Origin of the sequence: Vreelandella alkaliphila, assembly GCF_016107625.1 — a bacterium.
GTDB classification, from domain to species: Bacteria; Pseudomonadota; Gammaproteobacteria; order Pseudomonadales; family Halomonadaceae; genus Vreelandella; species Vreelandella alkaliphila.
Map to the genome: position 1 here is coordinate 63406 of NZ_JABASV010000009.1, position 20711 is coordinate 84116.

Annotated in this window: 15 protein-coding genes; 13 read left to right on the top strand and 2 right to left on the bottom strand. The window is 52.1% G+C overall.

The features are described 5' to 3' along the window. Positions 1 to 120: 120 nt before the first annotated feature. The 6 genes from JFC11_RS14110 to JFC11_RS14135 all read left to right on the top strand — a co-directional run bounded on the left by JFC11_RS14110 (position 121) and on the right by JFC11_RS14135 (position 7843). Complete coding sequence (locus JFC11_RS14110; RefSeq protein WP_198349809.1) at positions 121 to 2643, top strand: DUF3141 domain-containing protein; 2523 nt, start codon at positions 121 to 123, stop codon at positions 2641 to 2643. A 303-nt stretch (positions 2644 to 2946) separates the two neighbouring features. Further along, positions 2947 to 5574, top strand: coding sequence for a type I DNA topoisomerase (gene topA, locus JFC11_RS14115; protein WP_038483622.1), 2628 nt, complete (start codon positions 2947 to 2949; stop codon positions 5572 to 5574). Continuing rightward, positions 5571 to 6032 carry a DUF6586 family protein gene (locus JFC11_RS14120; RefSeq protein ID WP_198349810.1) on the top strand — a complete coding sequence of 154 codons (462 nt, stop codon included), beginning with the start codon at positions 5571 to 5573 and terminating at the stop codon, positions 6030 to 6032. Before topA ends, JFC11_RS14120 begins: the two co-directional genes overlap by 4 nt. 53 nt (positions 6033 to 6085) lie before the next feature. Continuing rightward, positions 6086 to 6550 (top strand): 2-hydroxyacyl-CoA dehydratase, encoded by a 465-nt coding sequence (locus tag JFC11_RS14125; protein WP_198349811.1) that lies wholly within the window; start codon positions 6086 to 6088, stop codon positions 6548 to 6550. Between the two features lie 174 nt (positions 6551 to 6724). Next, on the top strand, positions 6725 to 7357 hold the full coding sequence (locus JFC11_RS14130; protein ID WP_038483627.1) for a L,D-transpeptidase family protein: 633 nt from the start codon (positions 6725 to 6727) through the stop codon (positions 7355 to 7357). A 222-nt stretch (positions 7358 to 7579) separates the two neighbouring features. Continuing rightward, entirely contained in the window at positions 7580 to 7843 is a 264-nt protein-coding gene (locus JFC11_RS14135; protein WP_009723517.1) for an Lpp/OprI family alanine-zipper lipoprotein, read from the top strand. 89 nt (positions 7844 to 7932) lie between these two features. On the opposite strand, the gene JFC11_RS14140 is transcribed toward JFC11_RS14135, so the two are convergent. Continuing rightward, positions 7933 to 9057 (bottom strand): L,D-transpeptidase family protein, encoded by a 1125-nt coding sequence (locus tag JFC11_RS14140; RefSeq protein WP_198349812.1) that lies wholly within the window; start codon positions 9055 to 9057, stop codon positions 7933 to 7935. A 106-nt stretch (positions 9058 to 9163) separates the two neighbouring features. Further along, positions 9164 to 12613, bottom strand: a complete 3450-nt coding sequence (gene mfd, locus JFC11_RS14145; protein ID WP_198349813.1) for a transcription-repair coupling factor — start codon at positions 12611 to 12613, stop codon at positions 9164 to 9166. A gap of 254 nt (positions 12614 to 12867) precedes the next feature. On the opposite strand from mfd, the gene JFC11_RS14150 reads away from it, so the two are divergent. From JFC11_RS14150 to nqrF, 7 genes are all read left to right on the top strand, one after another. Then, the gene (locus JFC11_RS14150; RefSeq protein ID WP_038483633.1) at positions 12868 to 14322 is read left to right on the top strand and encodes a glyceraldehyde-3-phosphate dehydrogenase; all 1455 of its coding nucleotides are present in this window, start codon (positions 12868 to 12870) and stop codon (positions 14320 to 14322) included. Between the two features lie 317 nt (positions 14323 to 14639). Further along, complete coding sequence (locus JFC11_RS14155) at positions 14640 to 15989, top strand: Na(+)-translocating NADH-quinone reductase subunit A (protein ID WP_120387065.1); 1350 nt, start codon at positions 14640 to 14642, stop codon at positions 15987 to 15989. Next, the gene (locus JFC11_RS14160) at positions 15989 to 17215 is read left to right on the top strand and encodes an NADH:ubiquinone reductase (Na(+)-transporting) subunit B (protein WP_120387064.1); all 1227 of its coding nucleotides are present in this window, start codon (positions 15989 to 15991) and stop codon (positions 17213 to 17215) included. The genes JFC11_RS14155 and JFC11_RS14160 overlap by 1 nt, the downstream gene beginning before the upstream one ends. Then, complete coding sequence (locus JFC11_RS14165; RefSeq protein WP_120387063.1) at positions 17215 to 18036, top strand: Na(+)-translocating NADH-quinone reductase subunit C; 822 nt, start codon at positions 17215 to 17217, stop codon at positions 18034 to 18036. Before JFC11_RS14160 ends, JFC11_RS14165 begins: the two co-directional genes overlap by 1 nt. A gap of 2 nt (positions 18037 to 18038) precedes the next feature. After that, positions 18039 to 18707, top strand: coding sequence for an NADH:ubiquinone reductase (Na(+)-transporting) subunit D (locus JFC11_RS14170; protein ID WP_120387062.1), 669 nt, complete (start codon positions 18039 to 18041; stop codon positions 18705 to 18707). 1 nt (position 18708) lies between these two features. Then, on the top strand, positions 18709 to 19326 hold the full coding sequence (nqrE, locus tag JFC11_RS14175; RefSeq protein ID WP_120387061.1) for an NADH:ubiquinone reductase (Na(+)-transporting) subunit E: 618 nt from the start codon (positions 18709 to 18711) through the stop codon (positions 19324 to 19326). A 68-nt stretch (positions 19327 to 19394) separates the two neighbouring features. Further along, positions 19395 to 20627: an NADH:ubiquinone reductase (Na(+)-transporting) subunit F gene (gene nqrF, locus JFC11_RS14180; RefSeq protein ID WP_038483644.1), complete on the top strand. Its 1233-nt coding sequence runs from the start codon at positions 19395 to 19397 to the stop codon at positions 20625 to 20627. Positions 20628 to 20711 lie beyond the last annotated feature (84 nt).

The window sequence follows — 20711 nt, forward strand, 5'->3', positions numbered from 1 at the left end:
AACAATGATGAATTTGCAAAGGTAGGCATCGACGTTATGCAGTGAGTGGCCTAAACTATATTGCATTGCAGCATCAACGCTTCGGGACAGATGCTTTGCATCAACCCAATGGGAGAATTTATGAACTTTCTCGCTCATCCTTTGTTGCCTGGCAGCGCGCTGAAAAGCCTGTGGCCAGGAGCGTCTGATCAAATGGCTCCATTACCGGTCGGCGAGGCCTTTGCTAGCATGGTAGATCCGTTCGGATTCGGACGGGCTGCAGCGGGCTATTGGCGCGACAGTATTGAGCGTAGCGTCCTGTATTGGGATGTTATGCGCGAACGCGGAAATCAATATCTTGAGCATATGGAGCAAACCAAGCCGAACGTGCTTGGATTTGATACAGAGGTGCTCATTGATGGACGTACGCTTCCCCATCCAACCAATTATGAGCTGCTGAGAGTTCTTCCCCCCAGCCATATTCAGATTGACCCTGAGAAACGACCGTTTGTTGTCGTGGATCCTAGGGCAGGTCATGGCCCTGGTATCGGCGGGTTCAAGCCTGATAGCGAGCTTGGGGTTGCTCTAAAGGCTGGTCACCCTTGCTATTTTATTGGTTTTTTGCCTTTTCCTGAACCGGGGCAAACCGTTGAGGATGTGGTAGAAGCGGAAATTGCGTTTTTGCGTCATGTTATCGCTCTGCACCCAGAAACAGCTGAAAAACCAATGGTGGTGGGGAACTGTCAGGCGGGTTGGCAAATAATGATGGCTGCGGCACTTGAGCCGGATGTGTTTGGTCCGATTCTTATTGCCGGTGCTCCGCTTTCTTACTGGGCCGGGGAGCACGGTAAAGCGCCCATGCGCTATACCGGTGGTATGACCGGTGGAAGCTGGATTACTGCTTTAACTAGCGACATTGGTAACGGCCTGTTTGATGGTGCTTGGCTAGTGCAGAACTTCGAGCGTCTCAACCCAGCCAATACCTACTGGAAAAAGCAGTACCATCTGTATGACAACATTGATACCGAATCCAAACGCTATTTAGAGTTCGAGCGCTGGTGGGGTGGTCACGTTGTTTTAGGTGGCCAAGAGATCCAATATATTGTCGATAACCTATTTGTTGGTAATCGTCTCTCGACGGCCCAACTGGTGACTCGCGATGGCCGCCGGATTGATCTTCGCAATGTGCGCTCACCTGTTGTCGTATTCTGCTCGCGTGGTGACGACATAACGCCGCCGCCTCAGGCGCTGGGTTGGATTCGTGATTTATACGAAGGCGAAGAAGATATCATCGCCAACGAGCAGACGATCGTGTACTGCATGCACGACACAACAGGGCACTTAGGGATCTTTGTTTCCGGTAGTGTGTCGCGTAAAGAGCATGCTGAGTTCACGGCCAACATGGACTATATCGACGTTATGCCGCCCGGGCTGTATGAGACAACGGTTTCGCATGTCAGCGAGCGAGATGATGCGGAGTTACTTGAGCGTGATTATTTGCTTGAGTTCACATCGCGTAACTTTGAGGAGCTGGATCAGGATGTAATGCATATCCCAGAAGATGATCGTCGCTTTGCAACGGTTGCACGTATTTCTGAGATCAATCTTGGTTTCTATCGGCTGTACGTTCAACCCTGGGTGCAGGCCATGATGACGCCAGAAGCGGCACGCTGGATTCGTCGTATGCATCCTATCCGGTTAGGCTACAAGCTTCTATCTGATCGTAATCCGCTGACCGTTCCGCTGCCGGTGATAGCTGAAGCAGTACGCAGCAATCGTCAGCAAGTGGGTCAAGATAATGTTTTCAAAGCATTAGAAACGATGTGCTCCGATCAAATCGTCGCCAATCTCAATGCAGTGCGAGATTTGCGCGATAGCACGACGGAAAGGCTGTTTATGGACATTTACGGACAGCCACTACTGCAAGCAGCGGTAGGTTTGCATGGCGATGCGCATGTGCATCGTCGTCGTCCTGGAGCCGAGCCAGAGCATCAACGTTTTGTTGAAAACCGCAAAAATGAGCTGCGCAATAAAATAGCCCAGGGTGGCGCTCATGAAGCCGTCATGCGCTCAGTTATCTATGTGCTAGGTGGAGCGCCAGCGACAGATGAGCGTAATTTCAAACGGTTACGTGCTTCCCGTGCTGAGTTAGAGCCTAGTTCAACGTTGAGTGAATTTAAGCGTTTGGTACGCGATCAGTTCTTTATCCTGAAATTAGATCGTGAGCGAGCGCTATCGTCATTGCCCGAGCTGTTAAAAGGGCAAAGCAGCAGTGACATCGACGGGCATATCGAGCACCTTAAACATGTGTTCGCTGCGAGCGGTGAATTATCTGAGCACGCAGCAGAGCGTTTTGAGCAGGTGAAGATGCTATTTGATCAAGCGAGGCCGCCGAAAGCCGCTCAACCAAAAGCCTTGAGCGCACCCGCTACTGACACTAAGCAAGCAGGTGACCAGAAGGCGGCTATTGATACGCAAACCGCTGCAAGCTCTCCAGCTGAAAGCGTGTCGACAGAGACAGTATCGACGGAAAAGGAGGCTACCCAACGCGCATCTACCGAAACGGTGCCTGCTACTAATAATGTAGCAGCAGATGCAGCTAAAGAAGCAAGCAAGCCTCAGCCAAGAGCGGCGTCGCGTAGGAAACCACCGCGCAAGCGCTAAGTGTTGTAGCGTTTGTCTACGCCCCTGTTTTGATACAGGGGCGTTTTTTTGTTTCCGTATTTTGGGTTGCCGTCTGCGTATTGGCAGTCTAGTGTCTAGCTACTTCATTATGAAAAATAGTACGGATAGACACCTTGCGCTTCAGCATTAGTTTGTTACTTATGCGTCGGTTGTTACTGGCGCTTGTTGCAGGCCTGGGGTAGGGTAGGCGCATTTTTCTCATGGTCGTCAAGTGGTAACAACAGGCGACAACGTATTCAGAGCATGGGCGATAGCGCCTGAGCATTAGGAAAGTGGAGCACTATGGGCAAGTCACTGGTCATCGTCGAGTCGCCTGCGAAAGCGAAGACGATCAATAAGTATCTCGGCAACGATTTCATCGTAAAGTCGAGCGTGGGTCACATCCGTGACCTGCCGACCAGCGGCTCAGGTAAGGCAGCCTCCGACCCGAAGGAGCGCGCTCGCCAGGCTGCGGCAACACGCAAGATGTCGGCGGAAGAGAAAGCAGAGTACAAAAAACGTAAGGCTCATGATCAGTTAATTCGGCGGATGGGCATTGACCCGGATAACGGCTGGGAAGCGCGCTATGAAGTGCTCCCTGGTAAGGAAAAAGTCGTCGCTGAATTAAAGAAACTGGCTGAAAAAGCTGATGCTGTTTATCTCGCAACGGATTTGGACCGCGAAGGGGAAGCAATTGCCTGGCATTTGCGCGAGACGATTGGTGGTGATAACAGTCGTTATAAGCGCGTTGTATTTAATGAAATAACCAAAAATGCCATTCAGGATGCGTTTAAGTCGCCAGGGGCGCTAAATATTCCCCGGGTAGAAGCGCAGCAAGCGCGCCGCTTCTTGGATCGTGTTGTTGGTTTTATGCTTTCACCGTTGCTGTGGGCCAAGATTGCCAGGGGCTTATCAGCAGGTCGTGTTCAATCTGTCGCGGTTCGCTTGATCGTTGAGCGTGAACGCGAAATTCGTGCGTTTATTCCTGAAGAGTTTTGGGATGTCCATGCAGATCTCGCTTCCCCGGATGGCGAGCTGGTTAGATTTGCGTTGGTGCGTCAGGATGGTAAACCCTTCCGTCCTACCTCCGAAAAGGACACGCTTGCGCGCATTGAGCAACTGCGCAAAGCCAAGCTTGCGATTACCTCCCGTGAAGACAAGCCGACGAGCTCCAAGCCTACTGCTCCGTTTATTACCTCAACATTGCAGCAGGCTGCCAGTGGCCGGTTAGGGTTCTCTGTTAAGAAAACCATGACCATGGCTCAGCGTCTCTACGAGGCCGGTTACATTACCTACATGCGTACCGACTCCACCAATCTTTCAAAGGATGCGGTAGAGAGTGTTCGCTCGTTTATTGGTGATGAGTACGGAGCACGCTATTTGCCAGACTCTGCTAACCGTTACAGCAGCAAGGAGAGCGCCCAAGAAGCCCACGAGGCGATCAGGCCCTCTAGCGTTGAGCGCAAGGCTAGTGACCTATCTGGAATGGAGCGTGATGCAGAGCGTCTCTACGAGCTGATTTGGCGTCAATTTGTGGCCTGTCAGATGACGCCTGCGGAGTACCTTTCCAGTACGCTGAGTGTTGAGGTTGATGGCTACGACTTGCGCGCCAAAGGGCGAGTGCTCAAGTTTGATGGTTATACGCGGGTGATGAAACCATCGGGTAAAAATGAAGACCAAAGCCTGCCTGATTTGCCGAAGGGCACGGCGATGGCGCTTGAAAAGCTTGACCCGCAGCAGCACTTTACTAAACCGGCCCCGCGTTATACGGAAGCCAGCTTAGTAAAAGAGCTCGAGAAGCAGGGCATTGGCCGTCCTTCTACCTATGCTGCCATCATTTCCACGATTCAGGATCGTGGTTACGTGAAGCTAGAAAGTCGCCGTTTTTATGCTGAAAAATTGGGTGATATTGTCACCGAACGGCTGAAAGAGTCTTTCCCCGATTTGATGGATTATTCGTTTACGGCTCGAATGGAAGATAGCCTGGATGAAGTTGCGGAAGGCGAGCGTAACTGGCAAGCCTTGCTGGATGCTTTCTATGGTGAATTCAGTCAGGAGCTTAGCAAAGCCGAAAGCGACGAAGGAATGCGCCCTAATCAGCCGGTTCCTACGGATATTGACTGCCCAAGTTGCGGTCGCAAAATGCAAATTCGGACGGCTTCCACCGGTGTGTTCTTGGGTTGCAGTGGTTATAACTTGCCGCCCAAAGAGCGCTGTAAAACCACCATTGATTTAATCCCTGGTGAAGAAGCTGTTGCAGAAGATGCAGGCGAAGAAGCAGAAACCAACGCACTCCGTGCCAAGCGTCGTTGCCAGAAGTGCGGAACCGCCATGGATAACTATCTCATCGATGAGGGTCGCAAACTGCATATTTGTGGCAATAGCCCTGATTGTGATGGTTATGAGGTGGAAGCGGGCAAGTTCAAAATCAAAGGGTACGACGGCCCCATTATCGAATGCGATAAGTGTGGTTCTGAGATGCAGCTTAAGTCAGGTCGATTTGGCAAATATTTCGGCTGCACCAACAGTGAGTGTAAAAACACCCGCAAGTTGCTTCGTAGTGGTGAAGTGGCACCGCCCAAAATGGACCCCATTCCCATGCCGGAACTGGCCTGCCAGAAGGTAGAGGATCACTACGTGCTGCGTGATGGTGCCAGTGGCTTGTTCTTAGCGGCCAGCAAGTTTCCTAAAAATCGTGAAACCCGTCCGCCGCTGGTAAAAGAGCTAAAAGCCCACGCCGACGAACTACCGGAAAAGTATCACTTTATCTTAAAGGCGCCCAGCGAAGACCCGGATGGCCGTCCTGCGCAAATTCGCTACTCACGGAAAAATAAAGAGCAGTACGTGATGACCGATGAAGAAGGTAAAGCAACCGGCTGGAAGGCGACATTTGAGGCGGGTAAATGGCACGTGGAGGATAAGCGCAAGTGAGCCCACGTTCTCGTACCAACCAACTGCTTTATCAAGCTGAGCTTTTGGTTGGTCTTCCAGCAGGTAATGACGAACATGCTCAGGCTCTTCAAATGGCGATTGAAGAGAGCGCCTTGGCGCTCTTTGAGCTGGCATTAAACTCGCTGCTCAAAGAAGTGACCGAGCATGCGCGTCTTAACGAGCATGGCTGGCAAGTGCTCCTTAATGAGAAGGGGCCTGCCGTTGCTGAGCTGCAGCGCTTAAGAGATATGCTGCACCAGCCGGATAGCTGGTTGCACTGGCTGGTAGGGCAAATTGAGAAACTGCACAGTGACGAGGGGGCTAGTAAACGCGCAGTGCAGAACCCCTCAATGATCGCTGTCGGCAGCCAAGTGAGTGTTGCTGACCAGCTGTTAGCTAACCTTCATGCTGCAAAACGGGATATTGCTGCGTTACGTGAAACTAGCCAAGAGTGGTAATTATAACGACAAACGTATTGCCTAGAGAGAGTGAATCGCAAGAGGAGATATAGATGCGCTATAACCAAGTCAAAGACTTCGTTGAATGGGCCGCGGATTATCATGGGCGCATGGCGCGTCAGTATCGTGCTGCGGCTGATTCAAGCGACCAACAACGTCTTGTCATGGCGTTAACGTATTTAGCCGACAGCGAACTCCGGATGAAGACTGGGCTGGAGGCGCTTTTTAGTGATGGCTTTAATCATAAAGAAGTGTTGGAAATATGGTTTGATGACCCTAATGACTTTCCTCAGCCTCCAGCCCTTGAGGCACTTGCTCAACAAACGATTGCAGACTCAATTGATGAGCTGACTCGTGTAGCGGTTGAGTCGCATCGCAAGCTACAGGATCTCTATGAGCATCGTGCATCACGGGCAAAAATAGAGCCAGAGGAAACTTTTTTTAACGCCTTGGCGGAAGGGCATCATGCTGAAGCGCGCAAGCTAGTAACGAGTATGCAAGAATTCGAAGATATCTAGGCAGGCATTTGAGGTGATTTAGATAGCGTTTAATAATGGCGCGGTTGCCATATTGTCGCACTGGCTTATTTTTTGGCTTTTTTGAAAGCACTGACATTTGGTGTGAGAATAAGGTATAACAACCGCCACAAATGCTTTGTTGGCTGGTGATACTGGCCTATATAGAGAACGATAATGATGCCTGTAAACCGTCGCCGTTTTTTAGCGTTGGCGCTGGGCTGGCCTGCTGTGGCCAGTGCAGCGACTTCCGGTACCTTAAATAATTATGAGCCCACAGATCTGGTTGAGACGCTGCTTTCGCGTGCGAGTATTCCGCGTCACAGCAATGAACTTTGGGTATTAATTGATGATAAAGACGCCACGTTGAGTGTTTACCGTGGTAATGCGTTGGTTGAGCACTACGCGCCCATATCCCTTGGGCGAGGTGGGGCGAAAACCCAGCGGATCCGCGGTGATAATGTGACACCACTTGGCGAGTTTCGAATTAATCGATTTAATTACGAAAGTCAGTGGCATATCTTTATTGGTATCGATTATCCTACGCCACCTCATGCGAGGATGGCGCTCGAAAAAGGCATTTATTCCCAAGCGGATTATGATGCTTATTTTGATCACTATCAGCGCCACGGCTCACCGCCGCAGAATACGGCATTGGGCGGTGCCATTGGCATACATGGTATTGGCGAGGGTGATCCAGATATTCATGGCCAGTACCACTGGACTCAGGGTTGTGTTGCTGTCACCAACGAGCAAATTGAACGCGTTGCGTCGCTGGTAGGTGTTGGCACTCGCGTAGTGATCCGATAAGCTATGTCGTTGAAGGAAGTTAAAGGTTTTAAATACGTGGCTATAGACAACCGCTGTGGTCTATTATAAAACAGCGTTTGACTTGCGTGCATTGGTGTAATGCCATGGTACAAGTCGCTGTAAAGAACCTGCACCGCAGGTAGACAAAATTGAGCTAACGCTTTAGCCTTAAATTTGTCATACCCTTAACGTTGTACCCAAGGAAGACTCAAGGAGAACATTATGACTCTGAAGACTGCTCTGAAGATGACTGCCGCTGCTGCTTCACTGGCAATCCTGGCTGGCTGTGCTTCTACCAGCGCCCTGGAAGAAGTTCGCATGACTGCTGAATCTGCACAGGCTGACGCCGCAGAAGCACGCAGCATGGCTTCACAAGCAATGAACACTGCTAACCAAGCTCAGCGCGATGCGCAAGCTGCTCTGCAGATGTCTCAGCAGAACCGTGAAGAAATGAACCGCATGTTCCAGCGTTCCATGCAGAAGTAATTCTGCCTGGGCTCTAAGTGTTAAAACTTAGGGTTGCTGTAGATGTAAAAAAACCCCGCCTCGGCGGGGTTTTTTTATTTTGACTAAGGTTATGCTTCTTCCTCGGCTTGTGTCGCTGTTGTGAGCTCAATTTCTTCTAATAATCCATCAAGCTCCACAGGCTCTTCAACAGGGGCTGGTGCTGGTGCTTGGGGGCCATAAAGCGCTATAAGGCGACCATCCGGATTTTCTACTGCTAGTTTTACCTGGGCATAGTCAACTTCTGCTTGGTCTTCAGCAAGCTCGCTTACTCGTTCGATGGCATTAAGCAGTGGTTCAAAATCGCCAACGTTTTCTTCAAGCTGAGGGTAAGACTGCACAAACAGTGTGCCGTCCGCTGCCCAGCCTGCTTTAAACGGTGCATCCATCAAGTTGACTTGAGTGCCGGTAGGCATGCGCTCGTAGAGCGACTTGATATCTTCGGGGAACATGCGGATGCAGCCGCGGCTGACCCGCATGCCGACGCCTTCAGGGCGGTTGGTGCCATGAATCAGGTAGCTAGGCATCGCCAGTAATATAGCGTGACGACCCAGCGGGTTGTTAGGGCCAGCAGGCACAATAGAGGGGGCTGGCTCGCCACGTGCAGCTGCTTCACGACGCATAGAGGCTGGCGGCGCCCAGGCAGGATCTTTTACCTTCACTGTCGTGCGGGTAATGCCGATCGGTGTGGCAAATTCCTCACGGCCAACACTGACGGGATAGGTTTCAACAATGCCAGGGTTGTCAGCCGGATAATAATAGAGTCGCAGTTCAGACAGGTTTACGACCACGCCTTCGCGGGGTGCAGGCGGTAAAATATAGCGCGCAGGTATAACGATTTCTGTGCCTTCCCCAGGTACCCACATGCTGACGCCTGGATTGGCCATACGAATCTCTTCGTAGCCAATGTTATGGCGTCGCGCTATATCGATGAGTGTGTCTTCAGGATCTTCTACGACGACGGTGTAGTGTTCTCCAATAATGTCGCCTTCTTCAGGAAGGCGAAAATGGCCGCGGGGTAGTTCTCTTTGCTCAGCGAGCTGGTCAGCGCTGGTAAGCGCCTCTTCTGTAGCAGGGGCTGGGCCTTCAGCTGTATCGGCTGGAGACTGTGCATAAATAGGGGTAGAGAGGCTTGCTGTAAGTAAGACAGCTAAGCTCGTCGGGCCCCAGGCGTTATATAACTTACGAATATTCATGGTGGTTCCTAATTAATTTATGCGCCACATTGCTGCAAACTAGCATTGTCAAGGGCGGCAGTTAGAGGGCCGTGCGTAGGGCTTTCATACAAGTTTGCCCCAAGGTTCACGCCGCCGCTACTTTTTGATTGAGTGTTGTAAGCAGAGCTTCGACTTTATCAAAACGCTGTTCGGTGGTTTCCATTGGGAATTCAAATCGTAAAGTGTCTGAGCCATCCAGTCGGTAGTGCTGTGGCGATTTTTGAATAAGCGTCACAAGGGTTAGCGGATCGACCTGGGTAGAGCCGTTGAAAAGCACTCGTCCACGGTTCTCACCGGCTTCAATGCGCGCTACACCCAGTTGTTCAGCGCGGTGGCGAAGCCTAGTCTGACGTATCAGGTTCTTCAAAGGCTGAGGAAGGAGCCCAAAGCGATCAATAAGCTCGACTTGTAGCTCCTTAAGCTCAGCGTCGCTCTGGGTATTGGCGATACGTTTATACATCACCAGGCGCTGCTGTACGTCGTGAATATAGTCGTCAGGAATCAGCGCCGGCAGATTGAGGCTAATCTCGACACCGGTGTTGAAGGGGGCGTCAATGTTAGGCGTTTTGCCCGCACGGATAGCCTTCACCGCGCGATCCAGCATTTCCATGTAAAGCGTGTAGCCGATGGTTTCCATTTGGCCGCTCTGCTCGTCGCCTAGAAGCTCGCCTGCGCCACGTATCTCCATGTCGTGGCTTGCTAAGGTGAAGCCAGCACCGAGATCATCAGAGGCGCTAATCGCTTCCAGACGTTTCACGGCATCTCGTGTCATTGCCTTGGGGGGCGGCGTTAGTAGGTAAGCGTATGCTTGATGGTGGCTGCGTCCAACACGGCCACGCAGCTGGTGTAGCTGGGCCAAGCCGAACTTATCGGCGCGCTCAATCAAAATAGTGTTGGCGCTGGGCACGTCAATGCCGGTTTCGATAATGGTAGAGCACACCAGCACATTGAAGCGACGATGGTAGAAGTCTGACATGACTCGCTCAAGGCTGCGCTCGGGTAATTGGCCGTGAGCGACAGCAACCCGTGCCTCTGGCACCAGTTCGCGGATTTGTTCGGCAGCGTTTTCAATCGTTTTGACTTCATTGTGCAAAAAGTAGACTTGTCCGCCGCGTAATATTTCACGCAGCAGGGCTTCTTTAATGACGCTGCTATCTCGCTGTTGCACAAACGTTTTGACCGATAAGCGCCGTGCTGGTGGGGTGGCAATAATCGACAGGTCTCGGATGCCGCTCATGGCCATGTTCAAGGTGCGCGGAATCGGTGTTGCCGTTAGCGTCAGAATGTCGATTTCGGCGCGCAGCGTTTTGAGTTTCTCTTTCTGCGCGACCCCAAAGCGGTGCTCTTCGTCGATAATTAAAAGCCCCATTTTGGGCAGCTCAACGCTTTTAGACAGCAGTTTATGAGTACCGATTACAATGTCGGTTTGGCCATTTTTGATGCTTTCCAAGGTTTGCGTCATTTCCTTGCCGCCTGTGAAGCGTGAAATAAGGCTAATATTCACAGCGGTGTCGGCAAAGCGGTCGCGGAAGTTTTCAAAGTGCTGGCGAGCTAATAGCGTAGTGGGCACAAGCACCACTACTTGGCGACCAGTCTGAACGGCTAGGAATGCAGCACGCATGGCGACTTCGGTCTTGCCAAACCCTACATCGCCACAAACGACGCGATCCATTGGCTGAGGAGAGATCATGTCGCTTATTACTGCTTCAATGGCTGCCTGCTGGTCAGGGGTTTCTTCAAATGGGAAGCTGGCAGAGAAGCGAACGTATTCATCGCCCGGCGTATCATAAATGAACCCTTCCTGAGCCTCCCTCCGGGCGTAGATGTCGAGTAGCTCAGCGGCAGTGTCGCGGATTTTCTCAGCCGCTTTACGGCGTGCCTTTTCCCACTGATCTGAGCCTAACCGATGCAGCGGAGCGAGTTCGTCATCAGCGCCGCTATAGCGAGAAATAAGATGCAGGCTATCGACCGGGACATAAAGTTTGGCACCGTCGGCATATGAAAGCGCCAGGAATTCGTTAGCTTGACCGCCAGCTTCAAGGGTTTCCAGCCCCAAGTAGCGGCCGACGCCATGTGCTTGGTGAACAACCGGTGCGCCTTCTCGTAACTCAGATAAATGGCGCACGGCCAATTCGTTGTCGTCGGTCGCTTTTTCTCGCCGCCGACTCTGGCGCACGACATCGCCAAAGAGCTCAGTCTCGCTGATTACCGCGACATTCGGTTCGGTAAGCCACAAGCCGCTGCCTACCAAGCTTTCAGTAATGGCAATGCGATCAGTGCTGCTTAAAAAGTCTTGGAAGCTGTCAATATGGGGCAGGCTTAATTTAAGCGGCGCCAATACTTCTTCTAACGCTTCTCTGCGTCCCCGTGACTCGGCAACAAACAGTACCCGCGTAGCTTGCTGTGCATCCAGAAAGGTAGCCAGTTCGTTAAGGGGTTGCTTGGCGCGAGCGTTAATTGCCAGCGAGGGTAGTGCTTGGGCCTTCGGCGCCAGGGCATGGCGTTGCGTGTTGTCTTCGGTTAGTTCGATTCGGGGGCGGGCTTTTATCGCCGAAAAAACGTCATTAACGGGAATGAACGCGCGAAGCGGTGGTAAAAGGGGGCGTGTTGGATCAACACCCAAATTCTCGTAGCGTGATTCAATGGACTGCCAGTGTTGCTCAGCTGCTTCGAATACACTAGGCAACAGTGCTACACGGGTGTCATCGGTAACGTGCTCAAATAAAGAAGCGGTTTCGTCGAAGAACAGTGGCAAATATTGTTCCAAGCCCGGGGAGGGGATGGCTTTCAGTGCATCGTTATAGAGAGGGCACTGGCGCGGATCAACATCAAAAAGCGTTTCAAACTGTTCTCGGAAGCAAGCAATAGCGCTGCGACTGAGTGAATACTCATGAGCTGGGAGTAGCTCAATCACATCGACTTTATTGGTCGAGCGCTGATTGCCAGGGTCAAAATGGCGTAGCGTATCGATTTCGTCATCAAACAAATCGATACGAATTGGCTCATCCATACCCATGGCGAAAAGGTCGATAATTGCGCCGCGCATGGCGTATTCGCCAGGCTCGTAGACCGTTTCTACGGCACGATAACCTGCCCGCGATAGCGATTCGCGAAATGTTTCCCGATTTAGCTTAGCGCCCGCTTTTAGCGTCATCACGCGCCCAGCGATGTATGATACGGGAGGCAGACGCTGCATCAGCGTATTGATTGGCACCAGCACAATGCCGCGTACGCCATCCTGCAGTAAGCGCAGCGTACGCAGGCGTGACGAGATAATATCCTGGTGCGGGGAGAAGCTGTCATAAGGCAGTGTTTCCCAGTCTGGAAAGGGTAGAACGGGAACATTGCTATAGAATGCCAGATCCTGCTCCAGGCGCTGTGCGCTGGCAGTGTTCGGCGTAATAACCAATAATGGTGCGCTTAACGCGACCTGAGCCAGCGCCAGGGCAGTTGCACTGCCCGGCGGCGCTGTTAGGTAGAGCGTGTCGCGAATCCCTTTGGGTTGGGGCGGTTCGAGCAGAGAAAAAGAGGACATAGTCACGGTATCGTTTTGCGCTGAAACGGAATCTGGATCATACACGATCAGTACTTTCAGGCAGAGGCCTGCGCAAAGCAACCACTAGTAGTTAAGTAAGCCTTGTGGTTCCGATACACTATTGTGGTTTGTAGTCAATCCGCTTTTTCTGTAATACCCCTACATGTTGTGCGACTATCCATTCATTGCGGCATGTAGGTAAGCCCAGGATAATGCTCCAGGAAATTTCTTTTCACTACCCAATGAGGCCGCACGTGAGTCAGCAAGCTCTCGAAAACGTTTTTCAGGAATGGCAAAGCAACGAAGCTCTGGCTGAGCAAATGATTCCGCTAGTGGGTCAGCTGTATCGCCAAAATAATGTTGTCGCCACTATGTTTGGTCGTTCCTTGATTAAGCGGTCCGTCATTCGCATCCTCAAAGATCACCGCTTTGTACGCAAAATTGAAGGCACTGAGCTATCTGTTGAAGATACGTTCCCCATCGTAAAAGCGATGAGTGAGATGAACCTCGGCCCTGCCCATGTTGACGTTGGAAAGTTGGCGGTTAATTTTAAACGCCAGGGCGGTGGTGACCTTGATGCTTTCCTGCGTAAAGAACTTGCTGAGATCATTGATGGCTTTCAGCCAAACGGCAGCAAAGGTGAGCCTCAAGACGTTGTGCTGTACGGGTTCGGTCGTATCGGTCGTTTGCTGGCACGTGTAATGGTCGAAAAAGCGGGCGGCGGCAATCTGTTGCGCTTGCGAGCCATTGTCGTTCGTGGCCGCGGCGATGTGGCAAAAGACCTTGAGAAACGCGCCAGTCTGCTGCGTCGTGACTCGGTACATGGGCCTTTCGACGGCACAATTACTGTCGATGTTGAAGCGCGTACACTTATTGTCAACGGTAACGTGATTCAGGTTATTTACGCCGACTCGCCTAGTGAAATTGATTACACTGCTTACGGTATCGACAACGCGGTGATTGTTGATAACACCGGTATCTGGCGCGACGAGGCTGGATTGGGTCAGCATCTTGAGTGCAAGGGCGCTAAGAAAGCATTGTTAACGGCCCCCGGCAAAGGCGATATCAAAAATATCGTATTCGGCATTAATCATGAAACGATTGGCGATAATGACCGTATCGTGTCGGCAGCGTCCTGTACTACCAACGCCATCGTGCCAGTGCTAAAAGCGCTAAATGATGAATATGGCGTAGTGACAGGCCACGTAGAGACCGTGCACGCCTACACCAACGACCAAAATCTTATCGATAATTACCACAAAGGCGACCGTCGTGGGCGTAGTGCGGCGCTGAATATGGTATTGACCGAAACAGGTGCAGCAAAAGCGGTCGCAAAAGCGCTACCTGAACTTGAAGGTAAGCTCACAGGTAACGCCATTCGCGTGCCTACGCCCAATGTTTCTATGGCTATTTTGAATTTAACCTTGGAAAAGGGCACCGATGCAGAGGCGTTGAACGATTACCTACGTCGCGTATCGATTGATTCCTCCTACCAGAAGCAGATTGACTTCGTGGATTCAGCAGAAGTTGTATCGTCTGATTTTGTTGGCAATCGTCATGCAGGGATTGTCGATGCTAAAGCCACCATCGCAAACGGTAACCACGCCGTCGTTTATGTGTGGTATGACAATGAATTTGGCTATAGCTGCCAAGTTATTCGTATTCTTCAGCATATGTCTAATGTGAAGTTTTTGAAGCTGCCGCATTAAGCCGTTTGAGCATTAATGGCGTTTAAGCAGCAGTTAATGCGCTTTTAATCGCTAAGTTGTACCAAAAGCCACCTCCGGGTGGCTTTTTTTATGTTGAAAGCGAGATCAGATCAAGCGTCTATAGCACTTTAGGAGGCTGTCATGGATGTGGTCATTGGCCGCGCTTATCTTTATAATACGATGGATTTTTCGGGGTGGTTCAAGCGTGCTTGAGCCTGACTGGTAACGATCTGAACAGACAATAAGAATTTACTGAACAGAAATAAGCATTCGAACCCCTTACCTTCGTATATCCGATCCATCAACTGGGCGAGACTATGATCGAAGTCAAAAAAGGCCTGGATCTCCCCATCACGGGAGCGCCCGAGCAGCGTATTGAAGATGCGCGGCCTGTGCGCCACGTGGCAATCCTGGGCACCGACTACGTTGGCATGAAGCCGACGATGGAAGTTCAGGAAGGGGATAAGGTCAAACTGGGCCAATTACTCTTCACCGATAAGAAAATTGATGGTGTACGCTTTACAGCGCCCGCCAGCGGTGAAGTAGTTGCTATTAACCGTGGCGAAAAGAGACGTCTGCTGTCTGTCGTTATTAAAGTCGATGAAAATGAAGAAGCGATGACATTTGCTTCTCATGATCGTGACGCTTTAGGGCAGCTTGAACGTCAATCTGTTGTTGATCAACTGGTTGAGTCAGGGCTTTGGACTGCTTTGCGCACCCGGCCTTTCTCTCGCACGCCAGCTATCGACAGCACACCTACCGATATTTTTGTTACTGCTGTGGATACTCATCCACTTAGCGCTGACCCTGCGGTAGTGATCAACGAAAACTCCCAAGCATTTGAAGACGGCCTCAAGGTGCTAACCCGCCTGACCGAGGGCAACGTTTTTCTGTGTACGGGAGCTAATGCTTCCATTCCTGGTGGTAATGTCAGCGGCGTAAAGACTGAGAGCTTTGCTGGCCCGCATCCGGCAGGTTTGGTAGGAACGCATATTCATTATCTTTCACCGGTAGCCCTGCACAAAAAAGTGTGGCACATCGGTTATCAGGATGTGATTGCGTTCGGCAAGCTGTTTGTAGAAGGCAAGCTTGATACGAGCCGTATCATTGCTGTCGGCGGCCCGCGTGCTGAAAATCCTCGTTTATTGCGCACCCGTGTTGGTGCCAGTACGGAGGAACTCTTAGCAGGTGAGGTCATCAAACCCGATGACACCCGTGTTATTTCAGGTTCTGTGTTCTCTGGTGCCTCTGCTGAAGGGAGCCTGACTTACTTGGGACGTTTCCATAACCAAGTAAGCTTGCTTGAGGAAGGTAACAAGCGCACCTTCTTGGGATGGATGTCTACGGGCGCTAATCGGCACTCAGTCATGGGCATTTACATTTCTAAGATTAAAGGCCTGAGCAATTATGCACCAACCACTTCAACCAATGGCTCTGAACGTGCCATGGTGCCGGTGGGTAACTACGAACGCGTCATGCCGTTGGATGTCATGCCAACGCAACTGCTGCGTTCGCTGATTGTGGGCGACATTGAGGTTGCCATGCAGCTTGGGTGTCTTGAGCTGGACGAAGAGGATCTGGCGCTGTGTACCTACGTTTGCCCCGGCAAATACGAGTACGGCCCAATCCTGCGTGACAATCTCACCATGATCGAGAAAGAGGCCTGATGATGGGTATTCGACAAACACTCGATAATCTCGAGCCGCACTTCCATAAAGGTGGTAAGTACGAAAAGTTCTATCCGCTGTACGAAGCGGTAGACACCATTTTCTACTCGCCCCCCAGTGTTGCAAAAACTACCGCGCACGTGCGTGATGGCGTCGATCTGAAACGCATCATGATCACTGTGTGGATGTGTACCTTCCCGGCCATGTTCTTCGGTATGTGGAACGCAGGATGGCAGGCGAACACCGCTATCGAAGCGGGCTATGCCTCCATGAACGGCTGGCGCGAAGCCATCATGATGACCCTCGCGGGCGGTCATGATCCGAGCAGCCTGTGGGCGAACTTCGTTCTCGGCGCGACTTACTTCCTACCGATCTACTTGGTGACCTTCGCCGTGGGTGGTTTCTGGGAAGTACTGTTCGCCATCAAGCGCGGCCACGAAGTCAACGAAGGCTTCTTCGTGACCTCCGTGCTGTTTGCGCTGATTCTGCCGGCCACGATTCCGCTTTGGCAGGTTGCCTTGGGTATTACCTTTGGTGTGGTAATCGGTAAAGAGATCTTCGGCGGCACGGGTAAGAACTTCTTGAACCCTGCGCTGACTGGCCGTGCCTTTCTCTACTTCGCGTATCCAGCGCAAATCTCCGGTGACGCGGTATGGGTAGCAGCCGACGGCTATACGGGTGCGACGGCGCTCTCCATGGCGTTCCAAGATGGCATGTCCGCATTGACCGATACCTACAGCTGGTGGGATGCCTTCCTGGGCTTCATTCCCGGTTCCGTGGGTGAAGTCTCGACGCTGGCGATCCTGATCGGTGCTGCGGTCCTGCTGTGGACCAAGATTGCCAACTGGCGCATCATGCTGGGCGTTTTCCTGGGCATGGTGATCACCAGCACGCTGTTCAACCTGATCGGTTCTGATACGAATCCGATGTTCGCGATGCCCTGGTACTGGCACCTCGTCATCGGTGGCTTTGCCTTCGGCATGGTATTCATGGCGACCGACCCCGTGTCCGCTGCGATGACCAACCAAGGTCGCCTGGTGTTCGGTGCACTGATCGGTGTCATGACCGTGCTGATCCGCGTGGTGAACCCGGCGTTCCCGGAAGGCATCATGCTGGCCATCCTGTTCGCCAACCTGTTTGCGCCGCTGATTGACCACTTCTTCGTCCAGGCCAATGTGAAGCGCCGTCTCAAGCGTACTGGCGTACCGGCCGAGGAGACTGCCTAATGGCACAAGGTAACAACTCCATCAAGAAAGTCCTGATCGTAGCGTTCTCGCTGTGCATCGTGTGCTCGGTCATCGTTTCGACGGCGGCCGTTGCGCTGCGCCCTATGCAGCAGCTCAATCAGGAATTGGATCGTAAAACCAACATCCTCAACGTGGCACGTCTTTATGAGCCCGGCATGGATGTTGAGGAAGTGTTCCGCACCCAAATCACCGCGCGTGTGGTAGAGCTTGATTCTGGTGAGTATACCGATCAGTTCGACCCAGATACCTTCGATGGTTTCGAAGCTGCGCGTGACCCGGCTACCGGCCGCACGCTGTCTGGCGACCGTGACATCGCGGGCCTGACGCAGGTGGAAAACTTCGCGACCGTGTATCTGGTCGGCGATGCTGAAAACCCCGATCAGATCGTTCTGCCCATTCGTGGTCAGGGCCTCTGGGGTCGTATGATGGGCTTCCTCTCCGTTGAAGGTGACGGTAACACCATCGTCAGTATCACGTACTACGACCACGCGGAAACACCGGGCCTGGGTGCCGAAGTGAACAACCCGCGCTGGCAAGCCCAATGGGAAGGTAAAGAGATTTACAGCGAAGAGGGCGACCTCTCTCCTGAAATCCACCTGACCAAAGGCGGTGCGAGTAACGAGCATGAAGTCGATGCGCTCTCCGGGGCCACGCTGACCAGTAACGGCGTGACTAACATGCTGCAGTTCTGGCTGAGTGAAGAGGGCTTTGCGCCTTACCTGGCTAAATTCCGCAGCGGAACCGAGCCATCAGACGCCGAAGACACCGATACCGACTTCGACGACGTTGAGGGGGCCTGATCATGGCGGATGTAAATGCAAAAGGCGTTTTGACGGCGCCGATTTTCAAGAACAATCCCATTGCGCTTCAGATTCTGGGGATCTGTTCTGCTCTGGCGGTCACCACCAGCATGAGCGTGTCGCTGGTCATGGCGCTGGCGGTTATCTTCGTAACATCTTTCTCGAACTTGTTCGTATCGCTGATTCGGAACCACATTCCGTCCTCGATCCGTATCATCGTTCAGATGACCATCATTGCCTCGCTGGTTATCGTGGTCGACCAGATCCTCAAAGCCTATGCTTACGAAATGTCTAAGCAGCTATCGGTGTTCGTCGGTCTGATCATCACTAACTGCATCGTAATGGGTCGCGCGGAAGGTTTCGCGATGTCCAACACACCGGGCATGTCGTTCCTGGACGGTATCGGTAACGGTTTGGGTTACGGTTTTGTTCTGATGGTCGTTGGCTTCGTTCGTGAGCTGCTGGGTGCGGGTAGCATCTTCGGCTTCACTGTCCTGCCGACCATCCAGAACGGTGGCTGGTACGTGCCGAACGGTTTGCTGCTACTGCCGCCTTCTGCCTTCTTCATCATCGGTCTGTTGATCTGGGTACTGCGCTCCGTCAACCCCGAGCAGGTAGAAGAGAACGAGTTCAAGATGAAGCACAACACCAAGCCGAAGGAGGCCGTGTAACATGGAACACTATCTGAGCCTTTTCGTTGCTTCGGTATTCGTCGAGAACATGGCACTTGCCTTCTTCCTGGGCATGTGTACGTTCCTAGCGGTATCCAAGAAGGTGTCTTCTGCCATTGGCCTCGGCATCGCCGTTATCGTCGTACTGACGATCACGGTACCGGTCAATAACCTGGTATTCACGTACCTGCTGCAAGAAGGCGCGCTGACTTGGACCGGCATTAGCGGTGCTGAAAACATCGACCTGTCATTCCTGGGTCTGCTCTCGTACATCGGTGTCATCGCGGCGCTGGTACAGATCATGGAAATGTTCCTTGATAAGTACGTGCCGTCGCTCTACAACGCACTGGGTGTCTTCCTGCCGCTGATTACCGTTAACTGCGCCATCCTCGGTGGCGTACTGTTCATGGTGGAGCGTAACTACAACTTTGGCGAAGCCGTGGTTTATGGCTTCGGCGCGGGTACCGGTTGGGCGCTAGCGATTGCGGCCTTGGCCGGTATTCGTGAAAAGCTGAAGTACAGCGACGTGCCGGGCGGTCTGCAGGGCCTCGGCATTACGTTTATCACCGTTGGCTTGATGTCACTGGGCTTTATGTCCTTCTCTGGCATTCAGCTTTAATCGGAGCCGGTTTTCTCGGCAGCTCAGGCTGCCGAGGTATAGAAAACCTTCAGCAATAGGAAACCGACATGGTTGATACATCTGTCATCTTGCTCGGTGTTGTCATGTTCACGATCATCGTTATTAGCTTAACGGCGATCATTCTGGCAGCGCGCAGCAAGCTAGTGAGTAGCGGGGACGTGACGATTGAAGTCAACGGCGACCCCGAGCACACCCTGCAGACTCAGGCTGGTGGTAAGCTTCTTAACACCCTAGCTGCAAACGGAATCTTTCTTTCCTCTGCCTGTGGTGGCGGCGGTTCTTGCGCTCAGTGTAAGTGCCGAGTAGAAGAGGGCGGCGGCTCTATTTTGCCGACGGAAGAGTCTCACTTCACTATGCGTGAAAAGAAAGAAGGCTGGCGTCTGTCTTGTCAGGTTCCTGTGAAGCAGGACATGAAAGTAGAAGTGCCTGAAGAAGTCTTCGGCGTTAAGAAGTGGGAGTGTGAAGTTACCGCGAATCCTAACGTCGCGACCTTCATTAAAGAGTTGAACCTGAAGCTGCCCGAAGGTGAGGAAGTTGCCTTCCGCGCCGGTGGTTATGTGCAACTGGTAGCGCCGCCTTACGATATTAAGTTCTCCGATTTTGACATCGAAGAAGAGTATCGTGGCGATTGGGAAAAATTTGATATGTTCAAAATTTCCCATAAGAATAACGAGGAAGTTATTCGCGCTTACTCCATGGCTAACTACCCGGATGAAAAGGGCCTCCTCAAGTTCAACATTCGTATCGCGACGCCGCCTCCGGGTACAAGCCACCCGCCGGGCCTTATGTCGACCTATGTCTTCAGTTTGAAGCCTGGCGACAAGGTTACCGTTATGGGGCCGTTTGGTGAGTTCTTTGCCAAAGACACAGATGCGGAAATGATCTTTGTCGGTGGTGGTGCGGGTATGGCGCCAATGCGTAGCCATATTTTCGATCAGCTCAAACGCTTGAAGTCAGATCGTAAAATTACTTTCTGGTACGGTGCGCGCTCCTGGCGTGAAACCTTCTACAACGAAGAGTATGATCAGCTAGCCGAAGAGTTCCCGAACTTTGAGTGGCACCTGGCGCTTTCTGACCCGCAGCCAGAAGATAATTGGGAAGGGCCGACAGGCTTTATCCACAATGTATTGTACGAAAACTATCTGAAGGACCACCCAGCTCCTGAAGATTGTGAGTACTACATGTGTGGGCCGCCCATGATGAACGCGTCTGTTATCAAGCTATTGCTCGATATGGGCGTGGAGCCGGAAAACATCCTGCTGGATGACTTCGGCGGTTAACAACGTGATTGTGTAAGTTGCCTTCGGGCATGAGCGGGGCTGGCCTTTTGGTCAGCCCCGTTTGTATGTGAATGTTTGAAAAAC

Excerpts from the sequence above, each read along its gene's own strand:
- mfd (WP_198349813.1), bottom strand. The coding sequence starts at position 12,613 with ATGTCCTCTTTTTCTCTGCTCGAACCGCCCCAACCCAAAGGGATTCGC.
- nqrE (WP_120387061.1), top strand. The coding sequence starts at position 18,709 with ATGGAACACTATCTGAGCCTTTTCGTTGCTTCGGTATTCGTCGAGAAC.
- nqrF (WP_038483644.1), top strand. The coding sequence starts at position 19,395 with ATGGTTGATACATCTGTCATCTTGCTCGGTGTTGTCATGTTCACGATC.
- JFC11_RS14160 (WP_120387064.1), top strand. The coding sequence starts at position 15,989 with ATGATGGGTATTCGACAAACACTCGATAATCTCGAGCCGCACTTCCAT.
- JFC11_RS14110 (WP_198349809.1), top strand. The coding sequence starts at position 121 with ATGAACTTTCTCGCTCATCCTTTGTTGCCTGGCAGCGCGCTGAAAAGC.
- topA (WP_038483622.1), top strand. The coding sequence starts at position 2,947 with ATGGGCAAGTCACTGGTCATCGTCGAGTCGCCTGCGAAAGCGAAGACG.
- JFC11_RS14155 (WP_120387065.1), top strand. The coding sequence starts at position 14,640 with ATGATCGAAGTCAAAAAAGGCCTGGATCTCCCCATCACGGGAGCGCCC.
- JFC11_RS14140 (WP_198349812.1), bottom strand. The coding sequence starts at position 9,057 with ATGAATATTCGTAAGTTATATAACGCCTGGGGCCCGACGAGCTTAGCT.
- JFC11_RS14170 (WP_120387062.1), top strand. The coding sequence starts at position 18,039 with ATGGCGGATGTAAATGCAAAAGGCGTTTTGACGGCGCCGATTTTCAAG.
- JFC11_RS14135 (WP_009723517.1), top strand. The coding sequence starts at position 7,580 with ATGACTCTGAAGACTGCTCTGAAGATGACTGCCGCTGCTGCTTCACTG.
- JFC11_RS14130 (WP_038483627.1), top strand. The coding sequence starts at position 6,725 with ATGATGCCTGTAAACCGTCGCCGTTTTTTAGCGTTGGCGCTGGGCTGG.
- JFC11_RS14165 (WP_120387063.1), top strand. The coding sequence starts at position 17,215 with ATGGCACAAGGTAACAACTCCATCAAGAAAGTCCTGATCGTAGCGTTC.
- JFC11_RS14125 (WP_198349811.1), top strand. The coding sequence starts at position 6,086 with ATGCGCTATAACCAAGTCAAAGACTTCGTTGAATGGGCCGCGGATTAT.